The 25,606-nt window shown below is 59.8% G+C and carries 22 protein-coding genes and 1 pseudogene; 8 read left to right on the forward strand and 15 right to left on the reverse strand.

Annotation, left to right across the window (positions count from 1 at the left end):
* Nucleotides 1-262: 262 nt before the first annotated feature.
* Nucleotides 263-385 (reverse strand): annotated as a pseudogene (locus tag ACEN8R_RS19015) (tellurite resistance TerB family protein); the annotation flags it as partial.
* 325 nt (nucleotides 386-710) lie between these two features.
* On the opposite strand from ACEN8R_RS19015, the gene ydcS reads away from it, so the two are divergent.
* From ydcS to ACEN8R_RS19040, 5 genes are all read left to right on the forward strand, one after another.
* Nucleotides 711-1,862 carry a putative ABC transporter substrate-binding protein YdcS gene (ydcS, locus tag ACEN8R_RS19020; RefSeq protein ID WP_018926690.1) on the forward strand — a complete coding sequence of 384 codons (1,152 nt, stop codon included), beginning with the start codon at nucleotides 711-713 and terminating at the stop codon, nucleotides 1,860-1,862.
* 154 nt (nucleotides 1,863-2,016) lie between these two features.
* Nucleotides 2,017-3,054 carry an ABC transporter ATP-binding protein gene (locus ACEN8R_RS19025; protein WP_018926691.1) on the forward strand — a complete coding sequence of 346 codons (1,038 nt, stop codon included), beginning with the start codon at nucleotides 2,017-2,019 and terminating at the stop codon, nucleotides 3,052-3,054.
* 1 nt (nucleotide 3,055) lies between these two features.
* Entirely contained in the window at nucleotides 3,056-4,000 is a 945-nt protein-coding gene (locus tag ACEN8R_RS19030; protein ID WP_018926692.1) for an ABC transporter permease, read from the forward strand.
* Nucleotides 3,990-4,814 (forward strand): ABC transporter permease, encoded by an 825-nt coding sequence (locus ACEN8R_RS19035; RefSeq protein WP_018926693.1) that lies wholly within the window; start codon nucleotides 3,990-3,992, stop codon nucleotides 4,812-4,814. Before ACEN8R_RS19030 ends, ACEN8R_RS19035 begins: the two co-directional genes overlap by 11 nt.
* 80 nt (nucleotides 4,815-4,894) lie before the next feature.
* Nucleotides 4,895-6,319, forward strand: coding sequence for a gamma-aminobutyraldehyde dehydrogenase (locus ACEN8R_RS19040; protein WP_018926694.1), 1,425 nt, complete (start codon nucleotides 4,895-4,897; stop codon nucleotides 6,317-6,319).
* A gap of 88 nt (nucleotides 6,320-6,407) precedes the next feature.
* On the opposite strand, the gene ACEN8R_RS19045 is transcribed toward ACEN8R_RS19040, so the two are convergent.
* On the reverse strand, nucleotides 6,408-6,593 hold the full coding sequence (locus ACEN8R_RS19045) for a hypothetical protein (RefSeq protein WP_007940616.1): 186 nt from the start codon (nucleotides 6,591-6,593) through the stop codon (nucleotides 6,408-6,410).
* A gap of 410 nt (nucleotides 6,594-7,003) precedes the next feature.
* Here ACEN8R_RS19045 and ACEN8R_RS19050 point away from each other — a divergent pair, with 410 nt between their 5' ends.
* Nucleotides 7,004-8,629, forward strand: a complete 1,626-nt coding sequence (locus ACEN8R_RS19050) for a glucan biosynthesis protein D (protein ID WP_018926695.1) — start codon at nucleotides 7,004-7,006, stop codon at nucleotides 8,627-8,629.
* Nucleotides 8,630-8,702: 73 nt separating this feature from the next.
* On the opposite strand, the gene ACEN8R_RS19055 is transcribed toward ACEN8R_RS19050, so the two are convergent.
* The 3 genes from ACEN8R_RS19055 to ACEN8R_RS19065 form a co-directional block, all read right to left on the reverse strand.
* A complete protein-coding gene (locus tag ACEN8R_RS19055; RefSeq protein ID WP_018926696.1) occupies nucleotides 8,703-9,809 on the reverse strand; it encodes an NADH:flavin oxidoreductase/NADH oxidase in 1,107 nt (368 codons plus the stop codon).
* A 229-nt stretch (nucleotides 9,810-10,038) separates the two neighbouring features.
* Nucleotides 10,039-11,748, reverse strand: a complete 1,710-nt coding sequence (gene recJ, locus ACEN8R_RS19060; RefSeq protein WP_495624257.1) for a single-stranded-DNA-specific exonuclease RecJ — start codon at nucleotides 11,746-11,748, stop codon at nucleotides 10,039-10,041.
* Nucleotides 11,749-11,814: 66 nt separating this feature from the next.
* Complete coding sequence (locus ACEN8R_RS19065; protein WP_007940622.1) at nucleotides 11,815-12,357, reverse strand: YaeQ family protein; 543 nt, start codon at nucleotides 12,355-12,357, stop codon at nucleotides 11,815-11,817.
* 149 nt (nucleotides 12,358-12,506) lie between these two features.
* Between ACEN8R_RS19065 and ACEN8R_RS19070 the strand changes: the two genes are divergently transcribed.
* Together ACEN8R_RS19070 and ACEN8R_RS19075 are read left to right on the forward strand one after the other, a co-directional pair.
* Nucleotides 12,507-13,706: a CaiB/BaiF CoA transferase family protein gene (locus ACEN8R_RS19070; protein ID WP_018926698.1), complete on the forward strand. Its 1,200-nt coding sequence runs from the start codon at nucleotides 12,507-12,509 to the stop codon at nucleotides 13,704-13,706.
* On the forward strand, nucleotides 13,687-14,613 hold the full coding sequence (locus ACEN8R_RS19075; RefSeq protein ID WP_138866857.1) for a TIGR02285 family protein: 927 nt from the start codon (nucleotides 13,687-13,689) through the stop codon (nucleotides 14,611-14,613). The genes ACEN8R_RS19070 and ACEN8R_RS19075 overlap by 20 nt, the downstream gene beginning before the upstream one ends.
* Nucleotides 14,614-14,784: 171 nt before the next feature.
* On the opposite strand, the gene ACEN8R_RS19080 is transcribed toward ACEN8R_RS19075, so the two are convergent.
* The 10 genes from ACEN8R_RS19080 to yajC all read right to left on the reverse strand — a co-directional run bounded on the left by ACEN8R_RS19080 (nucleotide 14,785) and on the right by yajC (nucleotide 25,588).
* On the reverse strand, nucleotides 14,785-15,072 hold the full coding sequence (locus tag ACEN8R_RS19080; RefSeq protein ID WP_018926700.1) for a DUF3509 domain-containing protein: 288 nt from the start codon (nucleotides 15,070-15,072) through the stop codon (nucleotides 14,785-14,787).
* Between the two features lie 203 nt (nucleotides 15,073-15,275).
* Nucleotides 15,276-16,649 carry a transporter substrate-binding domain-containing protein gene (locus ACEN8R_RS19085; RefSeq protein ID WP_495624258.1) on the reverse strand — a complete coding sequence of 458 codons (1,374 nt, stop codon included), beginning with the start codon at nucleotides 16,647-16,649 and terminating at the stop codon, nucleotides 15,276-15,278.
* 133 nt (nucleotides 16,650-16,782) lie between these two features.
* Nucleotides 16,783-18,192, reverse strand: a complete 1,410-nt coding sequence (gene thrC, locus ACEN8R_RS19090) for a threonine synthase (protein WP_019651847.1) — start codon at nucleotides 18,190-18,192, stop codon at nucleotides 16,783-16,785.
* Nucleotides 18,193-18,258: 66 nt separating this feature from the next.
* Nucleotides 18,259-19,563 (reverse strand): homoserine dehydrogenase, encoded by a 1,305-nt coding sequence (locus ACEN8R_RS19095; protein WP_018926703.1) that lies wholly within the window; start codon nucleotides 19,561-19,563, stop codon nucleotides 18,259-18,261.
* 134 nt (nucleotides 19,564-19,697) lie between these two features.
* The gene (locus ACEN8R_RS19100) at nucleotides 19,698-20,429 is read right to left on the reverse strand and encodes a DsbC family protein (protein WP_018926704.1); all 732 of its coding nucleotides are present in this window, start codon (nucleotides 20,427-20,429) and stop codon (nucleotides 19,698-19,700) included.
* 265 nt (nucleotides 20,430-20,694) lie between these two features.
* Complete coding sequence (gene xerD, locus ACEN8R_RS19105) at nucleotides 20,695-21,591, reverse strand: site-specific tyrosine recombinase XerD (RefSeq protein ID WP_007934017.1); 897 nt, start codon at nucleotides 21,589-21,591, stop codon at nucleotides 20,695-20,697.
* Nucleotides 21,592-21,727: 136 nt separating this feature from the next.
* Nucleotides 21,728-22,276 (reverse strand): glycine zipper 2TM domain-containing protein, encoded by a 549-nt coding sequence (locus tag ACEN8R_RS19110; RefSeq protein ID WP_018926705.1) that lies wholly within the window; start codon nucleotides 22,274-22,276, stop codon nucleotides 21,728-21,730.
* 120 nt (nucleotides 22,277-22,396) lie between these two features.
* Nucleotides 22,397-23,311: a protein translocase subunit SecF gene (secF, locus tag ACEN8R_RS19115; protein WP_018926706.1), complete on the reverse strand. Its 915-nt coding sequence runs from the start codon at nucleotides 23,309-23,311 to the stop codon at nucleotides 22,397-22,399.
* Between the two features lie 9 nt (nucleotides 23,312-23,320).
* Nucleotides 23,321-25,189, reverse strand: a complete 1,869-nt coding sequence (secD, locus tag ACEN8R_RS19120; RefSeq protein ID WP_495624259.1) for a protein translocase subunit SecD — start codon at nucleotides 25,187-25,189, stop codon at nucleotides 23,321-23,323.
* A 63-nt stretch (nucleotides 25,190-25,252) separates the two neighbouring features.
* Nucleotides 25,253-25,588 (reverse strand): preprotein translocase subunit YajC, encoded by a 336-nt coding sequence (gene yajC, locus ACEN8R_RS19125; protein WP_007934009.1) that lies wholly within the window; start codon nucleotides 25,586-25,588, stop codon nucleotides 25,253-25,255.
* Nucleotides 25,589-25,606: the final 18 nt, after the last annotated feature.

A 25,606-nucleotide genomic window follows, 5' to 3' on the forward strand; every position in this document is an offset into this window, starting at 1 on the left:
TCGCGAACAGCGGCCTGATAAGCGACATCAGGCCATTGAGCCGTAGATTTGGCTACTGTCAGAAATAACAGGTAAAGGTCTATTCCAGACAAACGGTAAATCGGAACGGCATCCGAAAAAAGTGCTGAAACAACAAAACCCGCCACCTCAACAAGAGGTGGCGGGTTTTGTTTGAGGATCGTTAAAGGTGCTGCTTACGTTTACATAAAAGCCTGCCGCACCTGCGTCTCCAACTCGGCCTTCAACCCCGGCTCCAGCTTCAACTGCCGCCGAGCAAACCGCCCAACCCACCGCTGGATGATTTGTTCTGCGTGCCACCGGCCTTGTTCTGCAACAGATCCCGACCGGACCTGAGCAGTTGATCGAGCAATCCACGGGTATTCATTTACCGCCTCCACGAAATCGGGTTAACCGGATCATTAAGGCCACCAGCCTGGATTGAAAGTGCCCGGTTCCTCTTCGCGAGAGTGCTTCCAGATGTTGCTCATATCTCGATAAACAGTCGGTAACGCACCCACACAATCTATTTCATCGAATGCAGCCCCGGGGATTTGTCGACCGTGACATCGGGCACTAGTCTGGATAAACCCATGACACAGCCCGGCCTCGGTCAGCCTCCCACAAAGCGCACTACGCTAATAACAAGCCACTCGTGGCGAACTACCCCGTTCAACGCTGTCCCGACCCTAATTAAAGAAGAGGGAAACCCCATGTTCGAACACAAGACCGCACTGCTCAGTGCAATCGCCACGGCGCTTCTGGCCAGCGCCAGCCTGCAGGCCGCCGAACCGCTGAAAGCCGTCGGTGCCGGCGAAGGTCAGCTGGATATCGTTGCCTGGCCCGGCTATATCGAACGGGGCGAAAGCGACAAGGCCTACGACTGGGTCAGCGCTTTCGAGAAGGAAACCGGCTGCAAGGTCAACGTCAAGACGGCCGGTACGTCCGATGAGATGGTCAGCCTGATGGCCAAGGGCGGTTACGACCTGGTGACGGCGTCCGGCGATGCCTCCCTGCGCTTGATCGCCGGCAAGCGCGTCCAGCCGATCAACACCGCATTGATCCCCAACTGGAAGAATCTCGATCCGCGCCTGAAGGATGGGCCGTGGTACGTGGTCGACAAGCAAACCTATGGCACCCCGTACCAATGGGGGCCGAATGTGCTCATGTACAACACCAACGTGTTCAAACAGCCGCCGACCAGTTGGAGCGTGATACTCGAAGAGCAGAAGCTGCCCGACGGCAAATCCAACAAGGGCCGCGTGCAGGCATATGACGGCCCGATCTACATCGCGGACGCGGCGCTGTACCTGAAAACCGCCAAGCCGGAACTGGGCATCAAGGACCCTTACCTGCTCGACGAAAAACAGTACAAGGCCGTTCTCGACCTGCTGCGCGCCCAGCAAAAGTTGATCCACCGCTACTGGCACGACACCACCGTGCAGATGAGTGACTTCAAGAACGAAGGCGTGGTGGCTTCCAGTTCCTGGCCGTATCAGGTCAACGGCCTGATGAACGAGAAACAGCCAGTCGCCTCGACCATCCCCAAAGAAGGCGCCACCGGGTGGGCCGACACCACCATGATGCACGCCGAAGCCAAGCACCCGAACTGTGCTTACAAATGGATGGACTGGTCGCTGACGCCGAAGGTCCAGGGTGATGTGTCCGCCTGGTTCGGCTCTCTGCCGGCGGTCCCGGCGGCGTGCAAGGCAAGCGAACTGTTGGGGGCCGAGGGGTGCAAAACCAACGGTTTCGACCAGTTCGACAAGATCGCCTTCTGGAAAACCCCGCAGGCTGAGGGTGGCAAGTACGTGCCTTATAGCCGCTGGACCCAGGACTACATCGCGATTATGGGAGGCAGGTAATACCCCCCTTGTGGCGATGGAGCTTTGTGGCGAGGGGGCTTGCCCCCTCGCCACAGTGAGCATTCCAGCTAAAAAAGCACACCGATTCAGCTTTTTCAGAAGTCCAGGCAGGAGCCGCTGTGATGGGCCCCGGCTTTTTGGGAGCACCGTATCCATGACGCTTGCAGTCCAGTTCACCAACGTTTCCCGTCAGTTCGGTGAGGTGAAGGCCGTTGACCGGGTTTCCATCGACATCCAGGACGGCGAGTTCTTTTCCCTGCTGGGCCCTTCTGGTTCGGGTAAAACCACCTGCCTGCGCCTGATCGCCGGTTTCGAACAGCCGAGCACCGGCTCCATCCGCATCCATGGCTTGGAGGCCGCCGGGCTGCCGCCGTATCAGCGCGACGTGAACACCGTGTTCCAGGATTACGCGCTGTTCCCGCACATGAACGTACTCGACAACGTCGCCTACGGTTTGAAAGTCAAAGGCGTCGGCAAGACCGAACGCCACAAACGCGCCGAAGAAGCCCTCGACATGGTCGCCCTCAACGGCTACGGCGAGCGCAAACCGGTGCAGCTGTCGGGCGGCCAACGCCAGCGTGTGGCCCTGGCCCGCGCATTGGTCAATCGCCCTCGTGTGTTGTTGCTCGATGAACCCTTGGGCGCCCTCGACTTGAAGCTACGCGAGCAAATGCAAGGCGAACTGAAGAAGCTGCAACGCCAGCTAGGCATCACCTTTATCTTCGTCACCCACGACCAGACCGAAGCGTTGTCGATGTCCGACCGCGTGGCGGTGTTCAACAAAGGACGCATCGAACAGGTCGACACGCCGCGCCACCTCTATATGAAACCGACAACCACCTTCGTCGCCGAATTCGTCGGCACGTCCAATGTAATACGCGGTGATCTGGCCCGGCAGTTGAGCGGCAATCCTCAGCCGTTTTCGATCCGCCCGGAACACGTGCGTTTCGCCGAAGGGCCGCTGGCCAGCCATGAAATAGAAGTCAGCGGCGTGCTTCATGACATCCAGTATCAGGGCAGCGCCACCCGCTATGAACTGAAACTGGAAAACGGCCAGACCCTGAACATCAGCCAGGCCAACGTCCAGTGGCTGGACGTCAGTGCGCAACATCAGCCCGGGCAACGCATCAGCGCTCGCTGGGCGCGCGAGGCGATGATCCCGCTGCACGACAATGTTGTAGGCGGGGTATGAGATGGACAGTGTGATCTCTCGAACCCCGGCCAACGGCTCGCCGCTGCGCCGGTTTTCCAACCTGCTGTACCGGAGGCCGAACCTGTATCTGTCGCTGCTGCTGGTGCCGCCGTTGCTGTGGTTTGGCGCGATCTACCTCGGCTCGCTGCTGACCCTGCTGTGGCAAGGCTTCTACACCTTCGATGACTTCACCATGACGGTCACCCCCGACCTGACCCTGGCGAACTTCGCAGCGCTGTTCCAGCCATCGAACTTCGACATCATCCTGCGCACCCTGAGCATGGCCATCGTCGTGTCGATCGCCAGTGCAATCGTGGCCTTCCCGATCGCCTACTACATGGCGCGCTACACCAGCGGCAACACCAAGGCGTTTTTCTACATCGCGGTGATGATGCCGATGTGGGCCAGTTACATCGTCAAGGCCTATGCCTGGACCTTGCTGCTGGCCAAGGGCGGCGTGGCCCAGTGGTTCGTTCAGTACCTGAACCTGGAGCCGGTGTTGCAGTTCGTACTCGGGATGCCGGGAGTGGGTGGCAGCACCCTGTCGACCTCGCACCTGGGGCGGTTCATGGTGTTTGTCTATATTTGGCTGCCGTTCATGATCCTGCCGATCCAGGCGTCACTGGAACGCCTGCCGCCGTCCTTGCTGCAAGCTTCGGCGGACCTGGGCGCCAAGCCGCGTCAGACCTTCATGCAAGTGATTCTGCCGCTGTCGATTCCGGGGATCGCGGCCGGTTCAATTTTCACGTTTTCACTGACGCTGGGCGATTTCATCGTGCCGCAACTGGTGGGCCCGCCGGGCTACTTCGTCGGCAGCATGGTCTACGCCCAGCAAGGGGCGATCGGCAACATGCCGATGGCGGCAGCCTTCACCCTAGTGCCGATCGTGCTGATCGCCATTTACCTGGCCATCGTCAAACGCCTGGGGGCCTTCGATGCGCTCTGACTCTTCCTCTCAAGACCGGGCCTCCCTGGGCCTGCGCATCGCCGCCTGGGGCGGGTTGCTGTTCTTGCACTTCCCGATCCTGATCATTTTCCTCTATGCCTTCAACACCGAAGACGCAGCGTTCAGCTTTCCGCCCAAGGGCTTCACCCTGAAGTGGATCGCCGTGGCGTTCTCGCGGCCCGACGTACTGGAGGCGATCAAGCTGTCACTGCAGATCGCCGCCATCGCCACGCTGATTGCGCTGATCCTCGGCACCCTCGCCTCGGCGGCGTTGTACCGGCGGGACTTCTTCGGCAAGCAAGGTATTTCGCTGATGCTGATCCTGCCGATTGCATTGCCGGGGATCATCACCGGGATCGCGCTGCTGGCGACCTTCAAGACCCTGGGGATCGAGCCGGGGGTATTCACCATCGTGATCGGTCACGCGACCTTCTGCGTGGTGATCGTCTACAACAACGTCATCGCCCGATTGCGCCGCACGTCCTACAGTTTGATCGAAGCGTCGATGGACCTCGGCGCCGACGGCTGGCAGACCTTCCGCTACATCGTCCTGCCGAACCTCGGCTCGGCGTTGCTGGCTGGCGGCATGCTGGCGTTTGCCCTGTCGTTCGACGAAATCATCGTCACCACCTTCACCGCCGGCCACGAACGCACCTTGCCGTTGTGGCTGCTCAACCAGCTCAGCCGCCCTCGGGACGTGCCGGTGACCAACGTCGTGGCGATGCTGGTCATGATGGTGACCATGTTGCCGATTCTCGGCGCGTATTACCTGACCCGTGGTGGGGAGAGTGTTGCGGGCAGTGGCGGGAAATAACTGACCACTGGAAACCGGAACCTGTGGGAGCAGGGGCCAGTTCCCACAAAAAGAAAACAACAGCTTCGGAGGACAAAGCCATGCAAACCAAACTCTTGATCAATGGCCAACTGGTCGCCGGCGACGGCCCCGCCCAAGCCGTGTTCAACCCGGCCCTCGGTCGCGTACTGGTGGAAATCAACGAAGCCAGCGAAGCCCAGGTCGACGCCGCCGTGCGCGCCGCCGATAGCGCCTTCGAAGGCTGGTCGCAAACCACGCCGAAAGAACGCTCGCTGTTGCTGCTCAAACTCGCCGACATCATCGAAGCCCATGGCGAAGAGCTGGCCAAACTGGAGTCGGACAACTGCGGCAAACCCTACAGCGCCGCGCTGAACGACGAGATCCCGGCGATTGCCGACGTGTTCCGATTCTTCGCCGGGGCCAGCCGTTGCATGAGCGGTGCGCTGGGGGGTGAATACTTGCACGGCCACACCTCGATGATCCGCCGCGACCCGGTGGGCGTGATTGCCTCCATCGCGCCATGGAACTACCCGCTGATGATGCTCGCCTGGAAAGTCGCCCCAGCCCTGGCCGCCGGTAATACCGTGGTGCTCAAGCCGTCGGAACAAACCCCGCTGACCGCCCTGCGCCTGGCAGAACTGGCGTCGGAGATTTTCCCGGCGGGTGTGCTTAACCTGGTGTTCGGTCGTGGTCCTTCCGTTGGCACCCCACTGGTCACCCACCCGAAAGTGCGCATGGTGTCGCTGACCGGCTCCATCGCTACCGGCTCGAACATCATTTCCAGCACCGCCGGCAGCGTCAAACGCATGCACATGGAACTGGGCGGCAAGGCGCCGGTGATCATCTTCGACGATGCCGACATCGACGCCGCCGTGGAAGGCATTCGCACCTTCGGTTTTTACAACGCCGGCCAGGACTGCACTGCCGCTTGCCGCATCTACGCTCAGGCAGGCATCTACGACACCTTCGTCGAGAAGCTCGGCGCCGCGGTCAGCAGCCTCAAGTACGGCTTGCAGGATGATCCATCGACGGAGCTGGGCCCATTGATCAGCGCCCAACATCGTGACCGCGTGGCCGGGTTTGTCGAGCGGGCCATGGCGCAACCGCACATTCGTGTGATCACCGGCGGCAAGCCAGTGGAAGGCAATGGCTTCTTCTTTGAACCGACGGTGCTGGCCGACGCACAACAGGACGACGAGATCGTGCGCCGCGAAGTATTCGGGCCGGTGGTATCGGTGACCCGATTCACCGATGAAGCGCAGGCCCTGGCCTGGGCCAACGACTCGGAGTACGGCCTGGCATCGTCAGTCTGGACCTCGGACGTCGGCCGCGCCCATCGACTGTCTGCACGCCTGCAGTACGGCTGCACCTGGGTGAACACCCACTTCATGCTGGTCAGCGAAATGCCGCACGGTGGTCAGAAACTGTCCGGTTATGGCAAGGACATGTCCATGTATGGGTTGGAGGATTACACGGTTGTGCGGCATGTGATGTTCAAGCATTAAAAACGAAAGGATCGCGGCCTGCGGCAGTTCTCCTGTAAGCGCTGCCGCAAGCCGCGATCCTTTGCTCAACGGACAAAGCCTTTACACCTCAAAACCGCGAAACACTCCTCATCGCATCCACCAGATAGCGCATCGCAATCCGGTCACTCTCCGACAGCTCGCGATAGCGCTCCACCAACTTCAACTCCTCCGAACTGAGACGACGCCTTCGCCGCCCGGTGGCCAGGCAGGGAAAGAGTCCTAACATTTCAGTGATGCCTTGTACTTTCGACATGGACGATGTCCTTCTATACGTCAAAGAAAACTGCAAAACCGCATCGCCCTATCACTTTCAGCGGCCGTCTTGTGTGCACTGAACCCACCGGCCTGAAGGGCCGAAACCGGTCATGCCCATAGAATAGAAATTAAATCGGCGCTGAAAAGCGGTTTTTAGAGTAATTAGTCGAAAAAAGCAGATATGCCCTATAAATCAGAAAACGCTGTGAGAAACGTTACCTGACATGTCTTGTTTCATTGCCGCGCTGTCGCGGTGCTATCAATCATTTTTGCTCTGTAATCGAACGGTTTAAGCTATTTGGCATCTCTTTACAGTCCGTTGTGTTTGGCCAAGGCATGTCCGAACCGCTATTTCTGATCCAGCACGTGCCAGGAACGGCGCGGGATTGTTCACGACAGGTTGTACTTATGCATCGCAGGAATTTGCTCAAAGCGTCCATGGCCATCGCGGCTTACACCGGTCTCTCGGCCACCGGCCTGCTGGCCGCAAACGCCTGGGCCGGCAGTGGCACTGCCGATGGCGACGCCCAGGCGTTCGACTTCGAAGCGCTGAAAAACCAGGCCAAACAGCTCGCCGGCAAGCCGTATCAGGACACCAAACAGGTGCTGCCGCCGACGCTGGCAACCATGACGCCGCAGAACTTCAACGCGATCCGCTACGACGGCAATCACTCGCTGTGGAAGGATCTGAAAGGTCAGCTGGACGTGCAGTTCTTCCACGTCGGCATGGGTTTCAAGCAGCCGGTGCGCATGTACAGCGTCGATCCCAAGACTCGACTGGCGCGCGAGGTGCATTTCCGCCCGTCGCTGTTCAATTATGAAAAAACCACCGTCGATACCCAGCAGCTCAAGGGCGACCTGGGATTTTCCGGGTTCAAGCTGTTCAAGGCCCCGGAGCTGGATCAGCACGACGTACTGTCGTTCCTCGGCGCCAGCTATTTCCGTGCGGTAGACGCCACCGGCCAGTACGGTTTGTCGGCCCGCGGCCTGGCAATCGACACCTACGCCAAGAAGCGTGAAGAATTCCCGGACTTCACCAAGTTCTGGTTCGAGACACCGGACAAGGACAGCACCCGATTCGTGGTGTACGCCCTGCTCGATTCGCCAAGCGCCACCGGGGCCTACCGTTTTGACATCGATTGCCAGGCCGAGCGCGTGGTGATGGAAGTCGACGCCCACGTCAATGCCCGCACCGCCATCGAGCAACTGGGCATCGCCCCGATGACCAGCATGTTCAGCTGCGGCACCCACGAACGCCGTATGTGCGACACCATTCACCCGCAAATCCACGACTCCGATCGCCTGGCCATGTGGCGTGGCAACGGCGAGTGGATCTGCCGTCCGCTGAACAACCCGGCCACCCTGCAATTCAACGCCTTCGCCGACACCGACCCGAAAGGCTTTGGTCTGGTGCAGACCGACCATGAATTCGACAGTTATCAGGACACCGTCGACTGGTACAGCAAGCGCCCGAGCCTGTGGGTAGAACCTACGACCGCGTGGGGCGAAGGCTCTATCGATTTGCTGGAAATTCCTACGACCGGCGAAACCCTGGACAACATCGTCGCGTTCTGGACGCCGAAGAAACCGGTCGCCGCCGGTGACTCCCTGAACTACGGCTACAAGCTCTATTGGAGCGCCCTGCCACCGACGGGTACGCCGCTGGCACGGGTCAACGCGACCCGTTCGGGCATGGGCGGCTTTGTCGAAGGCTGGGCACCGGGTGAGCATTATCCTGAAGTCTGGGCACGCCGCTTTGCCGTGGACTTCACCGGCGGCGGGTTGGACCGCTTGCCCGAAGGCGCGGGGATCGAACCGGTGGTGACCTGCTCGAACGGTCAGGTGAAGGATTTCAACGTGCTGGTGCTCGATGACATAAAGGGCTACCGAATCACCTTTGACTGGTACCCGACCAATGACAGCGTGGCGCCGGTGGAGCTGCGGTTGTTCATTCGCACCAATGACCGCACGTTGAGTGAAACCTGGTTGTACCAGTATTTCCCGCCGGCGCCGGATAAGCGCAAGTACACCTGATATAGGCTGCGATCTTTTGGCGTTAAAAAGCCCCGGTCAACCCGACCGGGGCTTTTCGTTTTTACAGCGGCCTTCAGTCACGCAAATCCGATTCATGAATCGGCTGGTCACGATGAGTGGCCCGTTGGTATTGCGCCGGCCAGATCGCCTTGTGCCCACCCAGATCGTCATCGGCATGCAGCGGCCAATACGGATCACGCAACAACTCCCGGGCGAGGAAGATAATGTCGGCCTGACAGGTACGCAGAATATGCTCGGCCTGGGCTGGCTCGGTGATCATGCCTACCGTGCCGGTGGCAATGCCCGACTCTTTACGTACCCGCTCAGCAAATCGGGTCTGATAACCGGGCCCTGTAGGAATCTCGGCATTTACCGCCGTACCGCCCGACGAAACGTCGATCAGGTCCACACCCAGATCTTTCAAACGTCGCGCCAGCTCCACGGTTTCGTCGGGGTTCCAACCGTCTTCCACCCAGTCAGTGGCCGATACCCGCACAAACACCGGTAACTCTTCAGGCCACACGGCCCGCACCGCTTCGGTGACTTGCAGCACCAGCCGAATACGATTCTCGAATGAGCCACCGTACTGATCGCGCCGTTGATTGCTCAAGGGCGAAAGAAATTGATGCAGCAGATACCCATGGGCGGCGTGCACTTCGACCACTTTGAAACCGGCGATCAACGCCCGTTTGGCCGAATCGACGAAAGCCTGGACGACCTCGGCGATCTCACTTTCATTAAGCTGCTTGGGTGGGGTGTGCTGGGGGTCGAAAGCGATCGGCGAAGGGCCGACCGGGATCCAGCCGCCATCTTCCGGCTTGACGCTGCCATGCTTGCCCAGCCACGGCCGATGCGTGCTGGCCTTGCGCCCGGCGTGGGCCAGCTGGATGCCGGCAACGGCGCCCTGAGCGGCAATGAAACGCGTAATACGTTGCAAGGGTTCGATCTGTTGATCATTCCAGAGACCTAGGTCCTGGGCGGTGATACGCCCATCGGCGGTGACCGCCGTGGCTTCGGTGAATACCAGACCTGCGCCGCCGATCGCGCGGCTGCCGAGATGGACCAGATGCCAGTCATTAGCCAGCCCATCGACGCTGGAGTACTGGCACATCGGTGACACCGCGATGCGGTTAAGCAGGGTCAATTGACGAAGGGTATAGGGTTCAAGCAGCAGACTCATGGGGCACCTCTCAAATCAGTGGGCAGGCTCCAGGGTTCTGTTTGAATAGTCGACGAGTGACAGGAAAAAGGTGCAGCACCCGCCCCCGCGGGCAAAAAATTCGACAAGACGTCACAAGGATAATCAAGCAGTGCTTAGAGCCTAGTCGACATCGCGGGATCAGGGAGGGTTCAAGAAATGAAACACCGCCAATTTGAGGTCAAACCAAAACCACAACAGCAGTTAGACATTATCGCGGTTCGATGTGGGCAATCATCAACTGTACAGTCTCGTTCCCACGAAACTCGTTGAGGTCGAGCTTGTAGGCCAATTCGACCCACTTGATGGTCGGATTCGGCCAGATGTCCCGGTCGATACCAAAGGCGATGCCATCCAGCTTCACCGAGCCGCATGCACTCTTCAGCACCACTTTAAGGTGCCGCTCGCCAACGACTCGTTGCTCGACCAACTGGAACACCCCGTGAAACAGCGGCTCCGGAAAGTGTTGCCCCCAAGGTCCGGCGTGGCGCAGGGCGCGGGCCAGTTCCAGGTGAAACTCCTCGACCGCCAGGGTGCCGTCCGACAGCAGTCGCCCGGTCAGGTCTTCTTCGCGCATTTGCCTGCGCACTTCGGCGTCGAAGGCTTGCGCGAACAACGGAAAATTCGCTTCCGGCAAGGTCAGGCCGGCCGCCATGGCGTGGCCGCCGTATTTGCTGATCAGGTTCGGATGTTGCGCCGCGACCACGCTCAAGGCATCGCGAATGTGAAAGCCCTGAACCGAACGCCCCGAGCCCTTGAGCAGGCCATCGCCAGCATCGGCAAAGGCAATGGTCGGACGGAAATAACGCTCTTTCATACGCGAGGCGAGGATACCGATCACCCCCTGGTGCCACTCGGGATCGAACAGGCACAGGCCGAACGGCATCGATTCCACCGGCAGATCCTTGAGTTGGGCCAGCGCCTCGCGCTGCATGCCCTGCTCGATGGATTTACGGTCCTGGTTCATGCCATCCAGCTGAGCCGCCATTTCACGGGCGGCGCCGGCGTCTTCGGTGAGCAGGCACTCGATGCCCAGGCTCATGTCATCCAGCCGCCCTGCCGCATTCAGACGCGGGCCGAGGATAAAGCCCAGGTCAGTGGAGGTGATGCGCGAATGATCACGCTTGGCCACTTCAAGGATCGCCTTGATCCCCGGCCGCGCACGCCCGGCGCGAATTCGCTCCAGGCCCTGATGCACCAGAATCCGGTTGTTGGCATCCAGCGGCACCACGTCGGCGACGCTGCCCAGCGCCACCAGGTCGAGCAATTCGCCAATGTTCGGCTGCGCCTTGCTCTCGTACCAGCCCAGGCTGCGCAAACGCGCACGCAGGGCCATCAGTACATAGAAAATCACCCCGACACCGGCCAGGGCTTTGCTCGGGAATTCGCAACCCGGCTGGTTCGGATTGACGATGGCATCGGCCAACGGCAGCTCGTCGCCGGGCAAGTGGTGGTCGGTGACCAGCACCTTGAGCCCGGCCTTTTTCGCCGCTGCCACGCCTTCGACGCTGGAAATGCCGTTGTCCACGGTGATCAGCAACTGCGGCTCGCGGGTCAGCGCCACTTCGACGATTTCCGGGGTCAGGCCGTAGCCGTACTCGAAGCGGTTTGGCACCAGATAGTCGACATGCGCCGCGCCCAACAGGCGTAACCCCAACATGCCCACGGTACTGGCCGTCGCGCCATCGGCATCGAAGTCGCCAACGATCAGAATCCGCTGACGCTGCTCCAGCGCCGTCACCAACAAATCCACCGCCGCCTCGATGCCCTTGAGCTGCTGGAACGGAATCAGCCGCGCCAGGCTCTTGTCCAGTTCAGCCTCGGACTGCACGCCCCGCGCCGCGTAAAGGCGGGTCAGCAGCGGTGGAATATCACCGAGGAATGGCAGGGTGTCGGGCAACAGGCGAGGTTCGATGCGCATGGGGTGACAGGTGCTTCTCTTGAATACGTAGGATAAAACCGGGGGACGCGGCCAAGCGGCGAATAATCAGCCGCGTTCGCCGGCCAGCCATTGCAACTGGACTTCGTGCTGACCACGGTCGTCGGTGACGAAAATCGTTCCTTCGCTGATCATCACGTCCCACTTGATAACGCGCGGCATGTCCTTGGCCAGGGTTTCCAGCACTTCCTGGGGCACGGCGGCGATGTTGACGTTTTTCAGGGTCTTGATCGCCGGGATCACTTTGCCTTCCCAGACACGCAGGCTGCCGTAGGCCAGCAGGCTGGTGCGTTCGGTGCGGCGCGAGCACCAGGTCAGGCGGTCGGCGTCTGGCTGGCCGACTTCGATCCAGTGCAGGACACGGTCGTCCAGGCTCTTTTCCCACAGCGCCGGCTCATCCACGTCTGACAGACCGCGGCCAAAAGACAGCTGCTCGTTGTACCAGAAGGCGTAGGCCAGCAGCCGCACGGTCATGCGCTCTTCGGTTTCCGAAGGGTGACGGGCGATGGTCTGCTTCACGTTCTCGTAGACGCTGCGGTCGAGGTCGGTGAGGTTCAGTTCAAACTTGTAGGTCGTGGACGGCTGGGCCATGAACGGGCTTCTTGATACGGGGAAAGGCGGCAAGTCTAACCGATGCAAGAGGGCAATCAACGAATTGAAGGCGAATCAACTTTGGGCGATGGATGTCGGCCTATGATAAAACGCTGCATTCGCTCAGCCTTTGTCCTACAGGATTTCGCATGCCGTTCTCCAATAAACCGCTCTCGGGTCTGAAAGTCATCGAATTGGGTACGTTGATTGCCGGGCCGTTTGCCTCGCGTATTTGCGGCGAATTCGGCGCCGAAGTGATCAAGATCGAGTCACCGGACGGCGGTGATCCGTTGCGCAAATGGCGCAAGTTGTATGAAGGCACCTCGCTGTGGTGGTTCGTTCAGGCGCGCAACAAGAAATCCCTGACCCTGAACCTGAAACACCCCGATGGCCTGGCGATCCTGAAACAGCTGCTCAGTGAAGCGGACATCCTGATCGAGAATTTTCGCCCCGGCGTGCTGGAAAAGCTCGGCCTGGGCTGGGAAGTCTTGCACGCGCTGAACCCGAAACTGGTGATGGTGCGGCTCTCGGGCTTTGGCCAGACCGGCCCCATGAAAGATCAGCCGGGCTTCGGTGCGGTCGGTGAGTCCATGGGCGGCCTGCGCTACATCACCGGGTTCGAGGACCGGCCGCCAGTGCGCACCGGGATTTCCATCGGCGACTCGATTGCCGCGCTCTGGGGCGTGATCGGCGCACTGATGGCCTTGCGTCATCGCGAGGTCAACGGCGGTTTGGGGCAAGTAGTGGACGTGGCGCTGTATGAAGCGATCTTCGCCATGATGGAAAGCATGGTCCCGGAGTTCGATGTGTTCGGCTTCATCCGCGAACGCACCGGCAACATCATGCCGGGCATCACACCCTCCTCCATCCACACCAGCGCCGATGGCAAACACGTGCAGATCGGCGCCAACGGCGATGCGATCTTCAAGCGATTCATGCTGATCATCGGCCGCGAGGATCTGGCCAACGACCCAGTGCTGGCCAGCAACGACGGGCGTGACAGCCGTCGCGACGAGATTTACGGGGTGATCGATCGCTGGGTCAACTCACTGCCACTGGACGCGGTGATCGAGCAATTGAACCAGGCCGACGTTCCCGCCAGCCGGATCTTCAGCGCCGAAGACATGTTCAGCGATCCGCAATACCTGGCCCGGGAAATGTTCCTGCAAGCCAAGCTTCCCGACGGCAAGGACTTCAAGATGCCCGGCATCGTACCGAAGCTTTCCGAGACACCCGGCACCTCGGAATGGGTCGGGCCGCAGTTGGGTGAACACAATGCGCAAGTCCTCCACGATCTGGGCTACGACCCGGCACAGATCGCACGACTGCGTGAAGACGGGGCCATCTAAGCTGAATCGCCTGCTTTCATCTGTCCTCGATTACGCCGGCATCGGGCGCCTGCTGGCGGCGCTCGGGCTGTTGTCGGGCCTGATATCCCCGGCCCTGGCGCAACCTAAGGAGCATTTGTTCTGGCTGTTGCGCGACCTGCCGCCACTGACGATCTTCGAAGGCCCGAAAAAAGGCCAGGGCGTCATTGACCAACTGATGCCCCTGCTGATCGCCGGTATGCCGCAGTACGAACATACCCTGATACGGGTCAATCGCGCCCGCGGCATGCAGATGCTTCACGAAGAATCCTTTACCTGCGACCCCTCGCTGGTCTGGAGCAGGGAGCGCGAACAGTGGATCACGTATTCCATTCCGGCCTTCCGGGTGGTCAGCAATGGGCTGGTGATCCGACGTGAAGATCGGTCGGTGCTGGAGCCGTTTCTTTCCAACGGTGCAGTCGATTTGGCGGCCCTGTTGGCCAGCGGTCGACAGAAAGTCGGTGTGATCGCCGAGCGCCGTTACGGTGAGTTCCTCGACACACTGCTGCAACAGGCGCCAGCCGGCGCGCTGACGCCCCACTATGGCAATGACGCCCTCGGCAGCCTGCTGCAGATGCAACGCTTGGGTCGTTTGCAGGTGGTATTGGGTTACTGGCCGGAAATCCGCTATCAGGCCCATCAGGAAAACCTGGCCGATGAGCAACTGGAGTTCTACCCGGTCAAAGGCACGGGCAACTACATGCCCGTGTACATCGGTTGCTCGAATACGCCCCTGGGTCGACAGGCGATCAGTGAAATCAACCGACTATTGCGCGCCCTGCCCCGCGAGCACCTGGACCCGTTGTATGCCGACTGGCTCGACCCGCAAAGACGCAAGAATTACCTGGAAGAAACCAAGGCCTTTTTCGAGCATCAGGCCACGCAATGACAAATCGCAGGCAAAAAGAAACCCCGAGAAGTGGGGAGACAACTCGGGGTTAAACGTGGCCTGTATTACAGACCCGTAGCAGCAAGCTACAAGCACCGGAGCACAATGCTTGATCCTGCCGTTACATGGTCTGACTGACCTTGGCGCAGGAAGGTTCCCACAAAAAACACTTCAATTTCGGCTGGCCAGGCGCTTGTCCTGAGCAGCATTGCGCAACGCCGCGATAACACAGGGCTCCAGGCGTCCTTCAGCGATCATTACGTCACGGTGCAAGCCGTCGACGACATCCGTCAGCAGACGTTTATCGGTTAACTGGGCCTGATTGAACAGCCGTTCGACCACGATAGCGCCGGTCGCACTCTTGAGCGTCACCAGGCATTCGCCATGGGCACCCGATGGGGTCAACGTGACTTGGTACGGGCTCAGAGCCTCGCCGAGCAATAGACTGATACTTTCCATCTCGATCACCACTCAATAGTCCGTAAACAAAGTGCCTGGGGCGTATCCACAGTAATTGACCCCAGGCCCGAGAAGAAAGTTCTGGATTCCAACGGCAGGCGCACCGGCGCCTCTGGTGGATAAAGCATGCCCGGAAAAGATGACAGTAAAAAAACAGCCGCGTTTAAACCCTTTCACCCGAGACACATGCCTTGTAGCAGCTGCTACAGGCATTGCGCTTTACGCCTGCCTTGTCTCCGCTTGGCCAGATCGGTCCATCCGCCCAACAGTCCTCGCAATTGACCGTCCGCGCTGTAAAACGGCACCGTCCACTGATAGATGTCCCTGACGCCGTCCTTGAACATCAACTGGCGCTCGCTGAAGCGGGTCTTGCGCGTACCCAGCTGGGCCATGAACTCGGCGTGCAGTTGCTCGGCGGTTTCCTTGGGCAAGACATCAAGCTCGATCAGTCGGCGCCCCTGAATCTGGTCGAAACGGGTCGACAAACTCTCCTCATAACTTTTGTTGCACATGATCAAACGCCCTTCCAGATCACGCACGAACATCGGATCGGGCATGGCGTCTATCAAGGCGTGCTGGAAGGCGAGCTGGTCATTGAGGTCTTTTTCGGCGTCCCGACGTTGCTGGATCAACATCGCGAGTCGTCGGTTCCACAACAGGGATAGCAGCACAAAAACACTGGCGAAAAAAATGCCCCAACAGCCCCATTCGGTTATTTGCTGCCAGGTCGAAGGCGTCTGTACAGGAACAATGCCATCGAGCCACTTCAAGCGAATCGCGCGTAATTCGGCAGGCGGAAACGCTTCGAGCGCCTTGTTGAGGATGCTCAACAATTGCGGCTGCCCTTTGCGTAGCGCCAGATGATCAGCTTCCCATTTACCCTCCACCGTATCGCCCACCTTGAGCTGCCCTGACGGATAGAGCTGCGCCCCGGTTTCATTCTCGATGGTGGCGTAGGCTTCGCCGCTTTCGACCAGCGCCCTGGCCTCGGCGTAGGTTTTGACCGAACGCAGCTCGATGGACGGATAGTCGCGACGAATGGTCGCCTCCAGCGCATGCCGGGCTGGCAGCACCAGTACTCTTTTCGACAGCTGCTGCATGGATTGCACCGCTGGCGCGCCCGCTCGCCCGACGAACACCCAGCCCGCACCACCGAACGCATGACTGAAATCCAGGAACTCCTTGCGCTCCTCACTCATTGCCAGTGTGGTGCTAATGTCTGCCGCGCCGCTTTCCAGCCGCTCCAGCAATTGATCGGTGGAAAACGTCTCTTCATGGAGGAACTTCAGCCCTGTCATGGCGCTGATGCGGTTGAGCACATCGTTGTTCAACCCGCTCCAGTGTCCATGCTCATCCTTGAACAGATACAACGGGTACTGCGCCGACGCGACCGTGACCGTCGGATGTTCCGCAATCCATTGCAGCTCCTGAGCGTCTAGCCCGATAGCGGCCTCGGCGACCGCCCCCCGGGGCTCATAAGCCGCCAATTGCGCCGCCAGCCCCCATTGAGCAACGCTCATGGCTCCGACCAGAAATATCCAGCACGCAGCTGGTTTAAACCCTCTAAAAAACAGCATTGCCACTTCCTTGGTGATCGTCTCGCCCGCCCTTCATGGGCGGCTCTTCATTTACGAAACCCGACAAGTGTGGCATGCAGAAATGAGAAAGCCCGTCAGGAGACGGGCTTCAAAATGTGACAGCTTTTACCGGTTACAGTGGCTTGCCGCGGTTGCCATGCTGACTGACAAAGGCCTGCACGGCTTTCAGGTCATTCGGCAACACGGTGCAACGCTCGTCTCGCTCAAACAAATCAGAAAGATGTGCAGGTAGTTCGAGTGCTTTTCCTACACCGGCTTTTTCCACCGCGTCCGGGAATTTGACCGGATGAGCCGTGCCCAGGATCACCATCGGGATATCCAGGCTGCGACGGCATTCGCGCGCGGCCTTCACGCCGATGGCGGTGTGCGGGTCCAGCAGCTCGCCGGTTTGCTCGAAGACTTCGGCAATGGTTTCGCAGGTTTGGGCGTCATCCACCGCCAGCGAATCGAACAGCTTGCGCGCCTCGGTCCAGCGTTCCTGCTCGACGCTGAAACCGCCGCCCTGCTTGAAGGTGTCCATCAAACCGGCAATCGCCGCGCCGTTGCGACCGTGCAGGTCGAACAGCAGGCGTTCGAAGTTCGACGAGACCATGATGTCCATGGACGGCGACAGCGTGGCGTGCAGGGTTTCCTTGACGTACTGATTGCCGCTCATGAAGCGGTGCAGGATGTCGTTGCGGTTGGTGGCGACGATCAACTGGTTGATCGGCAGGCCCATGTTGCGCGCCAGGTAACCGGCGAAGATATCGCCGAAGTTGCCGGTCGGCACCGAGAACGATACCGAACGCGCCGGGCCACCCAGTTGCAGGGCTGCGTGGAAGTAATAAACGATCTGGGCCATGATCCGCGCCCAGTTGATCGAGTTCACCGCTACCAGGCGAGTGCCCTTGAGGAAGCTCTGGTCGGCGAAGCTCGCCTTGACCATTTCCTGGCAGTCATCGAAGTTGCCTTCGATGGCGATGTTATGGATGTTCTCGCCGAAGATGGTGGTCATCTGGCGACGCTGCACTTCGGACACGCGGTTGTGTGGGTGCAGGATGAAGATGTCGACGTTTTCGCAATGCTTGCAGCCTTCGATGGCCGCCGAACCGGTGTCACCGGAGGTAGCGCCGACGATCACCACGCGCTCACCGCGCTTTTCCAGCACATAGTCGAGCAGGCGACCGAGCAGTTGCAGGGCGAAGTCCTTGAACGCCAGGGTCGGGCCGTGGAACAGCTCCAGCACCCATTCGTTGCTGTTCAGCTGACGCAACGGCGCCACGGCGTTGTGGGAAAACACGCCGTACGTTTCTTCAAGAATCTTTTTGAAATCGGCATCGGGAATGCTGCCGGTGACGAACGGGCGCATCACCCGGAAGGCCAGTTCGTGATACGGCAGGCCGGCCCAGGAAGCGATTTCTTCCTGAGTGAAACGTGGCAGGTTTTCCGGGACGTACAGACCGCCGTCGGTGGCTAGACCGGCCAGCAGGACGTCTTCGAAATTCAGGGCCGGTGCCTGGCCGCGGGTACTGATGTAACGCATGACTGACTCCAATGGACAGTGTTCGCAATGCCGGGCCCGCGTGCGGGCCCGGTGAACGATAACGGCTTAGTTCAGGTGCTCGACGCGGATCCGTACAACCGGACCGACCACGCCCGCCAAGGCTTCCAGGGCAGCGATCGCATCGTTGATGTGCTGTTCCAGCACGCGATGGGTCAGCAGGATCATCGGCACCAGGCCGTCGTGTTCCTCGACTTCCTTCTGCATGATCGATTCGATGTTGATGCCGCGCTCCGACAGGATGCTCGCCACCTGGGCCAACACGCCCGGATGGTCCTTGGCCTGAATGCGCAGGTAGTAAGCGCTTTCGCAGGCTTCGATCGGCAGGATCGGGTGGGCCGACAGCGAATCCGGCTGGAAGGCCAGGTGCGGTACACGGTTTTCCGGGTCGGAGGTCATGGCGCGAACCACGTCCACCAGATCGGCGATTACCGACGAAGCGGTCGGTTCCATACCGGCGCCAGCACCGTAGAACAGGGTCGAACCGGCAGCATCACCGTTGACCATCACCGCGTTCATCACGCCGTTGACGTTGGCGATCAGGCGATCGGCCGGGATCAGCGTCGGGTGCACGCGCAACTCGATACCGGCCGCGGTGCTGCGCGCCACGCCCAGGTGCTTGATGCGATAGCCCAGCGCTTCGGCGTAGTTCACGTCAGCGGTGGTCAGCTTGGTGATGCCTTCGGTGTAGGCCTTGTCGAATTGCAGCGGAATGCCGAACGCGATGGACGCCAGGATCGTCAGCTTGTGGGCGGCGTCGATGCCTTCGACGTCGAACGTCGGGTCGGCTTCGGCGTAACCCAGGGCCTGCGCTTCGGCCAGCACGTCTTCGAAGGTCCGGCCTTTTTCACGCATTTCGGTAAGGATGAAGTTACCGGTGCCGTTGATGATGCCGGCCACCCAGTTGATACGGTTGGCGGACAGGCCTTCACGGATCGCCTTGATCACCGGAATGCCGCCGGCCACGGCCGCTTCGAACGCAACGATCACGCCCTTCTCGCGAGCCTTGGCGAAAATTTCATTACCGTGAACGGCAATCAGTGCCTTGTTCGCGGTGACCACATGCTTGCCATTCTCGATGGCCTTGAGTACCAGCTCGCGGGCAACGGTATAGCCGCCCATCAGCTCTATGACGATGTCGATCTCAGGGTTCGTGGCCACTTCGAAGACATCGTTGGTAATCGCAATACCGGTCGTCTGGAACTGAGGCTTTGGCGTGCGCATGGCAATTTGTGCCACTTCGATTCCACGCCCGGCACGACGAGCAATTTCCTCGGCGTTGCGCTGAAGTACGTTGAAGGTACCGCCACCGACGGTCCCTAACCCACAGATGCCTACTTTGACCGGTTTCACTGTGAACTCCCCATAAAACGGCCGACTCGAGGCCGGCCGTGAAAACAGCCGCAGGTTCGCGGCTCTCTATTGATGGCCCGGCAAATGCTGCCGCCGGACCACGCTCGTCAAAGGCTGGCCGTGACGATGCGAATTTACTTCGCGCCCAGTGCCAGTTTGGCGACTTGTGGCGCAGGCTGGTAGCCCGGAATGACCTGACCGTCAGCCAAAACGATGGCCGGTGTACCGTTCACGCCAATCGACTGACCGAGGGCAAACTGCTTGGACACCGGGTTATCGCACTTGGCGGCCTTGATTTCCTTGCCATCGACCATCTTGTCCATGGCGGCTTTCTTGTCTTTGGAGCACCACACGGCTTGCAGTTGCTCGTCACCCGGCGAGCCCAGGCCCTGGCGCGGGAACGCAACATAACGCACTTCGATGCCGCGTTTGTTCAGCTCAGGCACTTCGGCGTGCAGCTTGTGGCAATACGGGCAAGTGGTGTCGGTGAACACGGTGATGTGCGACTTGGTTTCGCCGATGGCCGGGTAGACCACGGTTTCAGCCACTGGAATGCCATTGATCAGTTTGGCAATGCCCAGGCGTTCGGTCTTCTCGGTCAGGTTGACCGGTTTACCGTCCTTGAGCTGGAACAGGTAGCCCTGAACCACGTATTGGCCGTCGGCGCTGGCGTAAAGCACGCGGCTGCCCTTGAGCTTGACTTCGTACAGACCTGGCAGCGGGCTGGCGGTGATGGTTTCGACCGGCACGTCGAGCTGGAGGTTTTCCAGGCTTTTACGAATGGCTTGGTCGGCCGCGTCATCGGCGACGGCAAAGGTGCTGACCAACGCAATGGCTGCAGCGGCGAAAATCTGGGTCAGACGCATGAGAACTCCTGAAGGCGGACAAATGGGACGATCAGAACGCCCGTGCCGAAACACCGGGTCATAACCGCCCATCGTGCAAACCGGCAAAGCCTACCACATAAGGCCCGTGTGGCGAGGGGGCTTGCCCCCGTTGGGTTGCGAAGCAGCCCCTCTTTGGCGATCCCTATCCGACATATGGACCGAGGCGTGAGGCTTGACGACTGCTGCGCAGCCGAACGGGGGGGCAAGCCCCCTCGCCACAGGGTTTGTAACCATCCCGCATTGATTAGCCTCTGGGGTGATGCTTGGCATGCAGATCCTGCAAGCGCGCCCGGGCGACGTGAGTATAGATCTGGGTGGTGGAGAGATCGCTGTGGCCGAGCAACATTTGCACCACCCGAAGGTCGGCACCGTGGTTGAGCAGGTGCGTGGCGAAGGCATGACGCAAGGTATGCGGCGACAGCGACTTGCCGATCCCGGCGACCTTGGCCTGGTGCTTGATGCGATGCCAGAAGGTCTGGCGGGTCATCTGCTCACCGCGCTGGCTGGGGAACAGCACATCGCTGGGACGCCCGCCCAGCAACTCGCCACGGGCATCGCGCATGTAACGCTCGACCCAGACAATCGCCTCCTCGCCCATCGGCACCAGCCGCTCCTTGCTGCCCTTGCCCATCACCCGCAGCACGCCCTGGCGCAGGTTGACCTGTTCCAGCGTCAGGCTGATCAGCTCCGTCACCCGCAAGCCACACGCGTAAAGCACCTCAAGCATGGCGCGATCACGCTGACCGATGGCCTCGCTCAAGTCCGGCGCAGCCAGCAAGGCCTCCACATCGGCTTCCGATAAGGATTTAGGCAATGGCCTACCCAGTTGCGGCATATCCACGCGCAGGGTCGGATCCACGGCAATCAGCTTTTCCCGCAACAAATAGCGATAGAAACCACGCACACCGGAGAGGAATCGCGCCGTAGAACGGGGTTTGTAGTTTTGCTCCAGGCGCCAGGCCAGGTGATCGAGGATCAACTCGCGCCCGGCGTTGATCAGCTCCAGGCCTTTTTCCTGCAACCAGCCGTTGAACAAGGCCAGGTCGCTGCGATAGGCATCGCGGGTGTTATCGGAAAGGCCTTTCTCCAGCCACAGGGCGTCGAGGAACTGGTCTATCAGGGGATGATCGATGGCAGGCATGGGGGCTCAGGACTGGCGGGCAAAAGGCCGCAAAAATGAAGAGTCTTGCATAACACGTTGAAGGTGACACATGAAATTCGGGCACAAAAAAAGCATCCCTTGCGGGATGCTTCTTTTTGAGTAGACGCTCAGCTCATTACCGGGCCGGTTCGTTCTGCCCCAGGATCAGCTTGCCATCCTTGTCGACCGGAATCTGATTGCCTGGATCGCGATCCATCCGCACCTTGCCTTCCTTGCCGTCCAGCGAATAACGAACGTCGTAGCCTACGACCTTGTCGCTGATGTCATTGACCGTGTTACAGCGAGTCTGAGTCGTGGTGTAGGTGTCACGCTCCTGCATGCCTTCCTGCACCTTGTTACCCGCATAACCGCCGCCGACCGCACCGGCCACTGTGGCGATTTTCTTGCCTGTACCGCCGCCGATCTGATTGCCCAACAGGCCACCAGCCAGGGCGCCGACCACCGTACCGGCGATCTGGTGTTGGTCTTTCACCGGCGCTTGCCGGGTCACCGTAACGTCCTTGCACACTTCACGTGGAGTCTTGATTTGTGTCTTGACCGGTTCAACGGCCAGCACTTGTGCATACTCAGGGCCGCTTTTAACCAGTTTGTAGGTGGCAACAGCACCACCGGCAGTCACACCGACAGCACCCAATACCGCACCAACCAGCAACGACTTGTTCACATGAACCTCCTGGCTATAACAGACGGGACAAACCCGCGCTTCTCCCAGCCTTGGAGCATGAAAAAAGGCGCGAGTTCAACACTCGCGCCTTCTCGGCTTGCAGCAGGAAAACGATAACCGTTATGGACGGTCGTCGACTTCCTTCTCGCTCGTCGCCACAGGAATCAGGTCTTCGCTGTTCAGGTTCAGCCAGATCAGCACCACGTTCGCGATGTAGATCGAGGAGTAAGTACCCGCCAGAACACCGATGAACAGGGCAATGGAGAAACCGAACAGGTTGTCGCCACCGAAGAACAACAGGGCCGCGATCGCCAGCAAGGTGGAGATCGACGTCGCCATGGTCCGCAGCAGGGTTTGCGTGGTCGAGATGTTGATGTTCTCGATCAGGCTGGCCTTGCGCAGGACGCGGAAGTTCTCACGAACCCGGTCGAATACCACGATGGTGTCGTTGAGCGAGTAACCGATGATCGCCAGTACCGCCGCCAGCACCGTCAGGTCGAAGGTAATCTGGAAGAACGACAGGATACCGACGGTCACGATAACGTCGTGGATCAAGGACACGATCGCACCGACCGCAAACTTCCACTGAAAGCGGAAAGCCAGGTAGATCAGGATGCCGCCCAGCGCCATCAGCATGCCGAGACCGCCCTGGTCGCGCAGCTCTTCACCCACCTGCGGGCCGACGAACTCGACACGCTTGACCTGAGCCGGGTTGTCGCCGCCGACTTTCTGCAGCGCTTCAGCCACCTGGTGACCCAGTTGCGGATCTTCGCCAGGCATGCGCACCAGAAGATCGGTAGTCGCACCGAAGTTCTGCACGATGGCTTCGTGATAACCGGCTGTAGCCAGTTGCTCACGCACCTTGGTGACATCGGCCGGACGCTCGTAGGTCAGCTCGATGAGCGTACCGCCGGTGAAGTCCAGGCCCCAGTTCATGCCCTTATGAAAGACACTGAACATTGCCAGCGCGGTAAGGAACAATGTGACGCCGAACGCAAAGTTGCGAACGCCCATGAAGTTGATTGTACGTAACATGGCAGCCCCTTAAATCCACAACTTCTTGAAGTCACGACCGCCGAAGATCAGGTTGACCATCGCGCGGGTCACCATGATGGCCGTGAACATCGAGGTAAAGATCCCGAGGGACATGGTCACGGCGAAACCCTTGACCGGGCCGGTGCCCATGGCAAAGAGAATCCCGCCCACCAACAAGGTTGTCAGGTTGGCGTCGAGAATCGCGGTGAATGCCCGGCCGAAGCCTTCGTTGATTGCCCGTTGTACGGTCATGCCGGCCGCGATCTCTTCACGTATCCGCGAGAAGATCAGGACGTTGGCGTCGACCGCCATACCCATGGTCAATACGATACCGGCGATACCCGGCAGGGTCAGCGTTGCACCCAGCAGCGACATCAAGGCCAGCAGCATCACCATGTTCACTGCCAGCGCAACGGTGGCGATGAGGCCGAAGAAGCGGTAGATGGCCATGATGAACAGCGAGACAAACAGCATGCCCCACAATGATGCATCGATACCTTTGGTGATGTTGTCGGCACCCAGGCTTGGGCCAATGGTGCGCTCTTCAGCGAAGTACATCGGAGCCGCCAGACCACCGGCACGCAGCAGCAGCGCCAGCTCGGACGATTCGCCCTGGCCGTTCAGGCCAGTGATGCGGAACTGGGCACCCAGCGGCGACTGGATGGTCGCCAGGCTGATGATCTTCTTCTCTTCCTTGAACGTCTGAACCGGCACGTCTTTCTCGACGCCGTTGACCACTTGCTTGACGTAAGTGGTGACCGGACGCTGTTCGATGAAGATCACCGCCATGCTGCGGCCGACGTTGCTGCGAGTCGCACGACTCATCAGCTCGCCACCGTGACCATCCAGACGGATGTTCACTTCTGGCGTACCGTGCTCGCCGAAGCCCGCCTTGGCGTCAGTCACCTGGTCACCGGTGATGATCAGGCCACGCTCGATCAGAGCCGGAGGACGCTTGCCTTCACGGAACTCGAATTCCTCGGAAGTGGCTTTCGAAGCGCCAGGCTCAGCCGCCAGACGGAACTCCAGGTTGGCCGTCTTGCCGAGGATACGCTTGGCTTCTGCGGTGTCTTGCACGCCCGGCAGCTCAACCACGATGCGGTTGGCGCCCTGGCGCTGAACGATAGGTTCGGCAACACCCAGCTCGTTGACGCGGTTACGTACCGTGGTCAAGTTCTGCTTGATGGAGTATTCGCGGATTTCCGCCAGCTTGGCCGAGGTCATCGCCAGACGCAGTACCGGTTGGCCATTGAGGTCGGCCGGAACAATGTCGAAATCGTTGAAGTTCTTGCGGATCAGCGCACGGGCCTGTTCGCGGGAGTCTTCATCAGTGAAGCCCAGCTGAATGGCACCGCCCAGTTGCGGCAGGCTGCGATAGCGCAGTTTCTCTTTGCGCAACAGGCTCTTCACATCGCCTTCGTAGACTTTCAGGCGTGCGTCGAGGGCTTTGTCCATGTCCACTTCCAGCAGGAAGTGCACACCACCGGACAAGTCCAGACCCAGCTTCATCGGGTGCGCGCCCAGGCTGCGCAGCCATTGCGGGGTGGTTTGCGCCAGGTTCAGTGCAACGACGTAGTCATCGCCCAATGCCTTGCGCACAACGTCTTTGGCTGGCAACTGGTCTTCAGCCTTGACCAGGCGAATCAGACCGCCCTTGCCGTTTGCCGCCAGCGTGGCCGCCTTGACGTTGATCCCGGATTCCTTGAGCGCGGTGCTCACACGGTCCAGATCAGCCTGATTGACTTGCAGCGCAGTGCTTGCACCGCTGACCTGAATGGCCGGGTCGTCAGGATATAGATTGGGAGCGGAATAAATCAGACCGACCGCCAGCACCGCCAGGATCAGAATGTATTTCCACAGAGGGTATTTGTTCAGCATCACGCCGCCCGCTTATGACGCGGGGCGCCTTGCGCGCCCCGTCGATTGAGTAGAAGTTGTAACTTAGATCGCTTTGAGCGTGCCTTTTGGCAGCGTGGCGGCGATGGCGCCTTTCTGGAACTTCATTTCAACGGTGTCGGAAACTTCCAGAACCACGAAGTCGTCGGACACTTTGGTGATTTTGCCGGCGATACCACCGGTGGTCACAACTTCGTCACCTTTTTGCAGGCTGCTCAGCAGGTTCTTCTGCTCTTTGGCGCGCTTGGCCTGTGGACGCCAGATCATCAGGTAGAAGATGACCAGGAAACCGACCAGGAAAATCCACTCAAAGCCGCCGCCCATCGGGCCTGCCGCAGGTGCAGCAGCGTCAGCCATGGCATTAGAGATAAAAAAGCTCATTTAGCACTCCAGTTGCAA

This window comes from Pseudomonas sp. Pseusp15, assembly GCF_059492165.1.

Coding starts and splice junctions, on each gene's coding strand:
- ACEN8R_RS19045 (WP_007940616.1), bottom strand. CDS start 6,593: ATGTCGAAAGTACAAGGCATCACTGAAATGTTAGGACTCTTTCCCTGC.
- ACEN8R_RS19070 (WP_018926698.1), top strand. CDS start 12,507: ATGCCGTTCTCCAATAAACCGCTCTCGGGTCTGAAAGTCATCGAATTG.
- ACEN8R_RS19065 (WP_007940622.1), bottom strand. CDS start 12,357: ATGGCCCAGCCGTCCACGACCTACAAGTTTGAACTGAACCTCACCGAC.
- ACEN8R_RS19035 (WP_018926693.1), top strand. CDS start 3,990: ATGCGCTCTGACTCTTCCTCTCAAGACCGGGCCTCCCTGGGCCTGCGC.
- ACEN8R_RS19080 (WP_018926700.1), bottom strand. CDS start 15,072: ATGGAAAGTATCAGTCTATTGCTCGGCGAGGCTCTGAGCCCGTACCAA.
- thrC (WP_019651847.1), bottom strand. CDS start 18,192: ATGCGTTACATCAGTACCCGCGGCCAGGCACCGGCCCTGAATTTCGAA.
- yajC (WP_007934009.1), bottom strand. CDS start 25,588: ATGAGCTTTTTTATCTCTAATGCCATGGCTGACGCTGCTGCACCTGCG.
- ACEN8R_RS19085 (WP_495624258.1), bottom strand. CDS start 16,649: ATGCTGTTTTTTAGAGGGTTTAAACCAGCTGCGTGCTGGATATTTCTG.
- ACEN8R_RS19100 (WP_018926704.1), bottom strand. CDS start 20,429: ATGCGTCTGACCCAGATTTTCGCCGCTGCAGCCATTGCGTTGGTCAGC.
- ACEN8R_RS19050 (WP_018926695.1), top strand. CDS start 7,004: ATGCATCGCAGGAATTTGCTCAAAGCGTCCATGGCCATCGCGGCTTAC.
- secF (WP_018926706.1), bottom strand. CDS start 23,311: ATGTTACGTACAATCAACTTCATGGGCGTTCGCAACTTTGCGTTCGGC.
- ACEN8R_RS19040 (WP_018926694.1), top strand. CDS start 4,895: ATGCAAACCAAACTCTTGATCAATGGCCAACTGGTCGCCGGCGACGGC.
- recJ (WP_495624257.1), bottom strand. CDS start 11,748: ATGCGCATCGAACCTCGCCTGTTGCCCGACACCCTGCCATTCCTCGGT.
- xerD (WP_007934017.1), bottom strand. CDS start 21,591: ATGCCTGCCATCGATCATCCCCTGATAGACCAGTTCCTCGACGCCCTG.
- ydcS (WP_018926690.1), top strand. CDS start 711: ATGTTCGAACACAAGACCGCACTGCTCAGTGCAATCGCCACGGCGCTT.
- ACEN8R_RS19025 (WP_018926691.1), top strand. CDS start 2,017: ATGACGCTTGCAGTCCAGTTCACCAACGTTTCCCGTCAGTTCGGTGAG.
- ACEN8R_RS19030 (WP_018926692.1), top strand. CDS start 3,056: ATGGACAGTGTGATCTCTCGAACCCCGGCCAACGGCTCGCCGCTGCGC.
- secD (WP_495624259.1), bottom strand. CDS start 25,189: ATGCTGAACAAATACCCTCTGTGGAAATACATTCTGATCCTGGCGGTG.
- ACEN8R_RS19055 (WP_018926696.1), bottom strand. CDS start 9,809: ATGAGTCTGCTGCTTGAACCCTATACCCTTCGTCAATTGACCCTGCTT.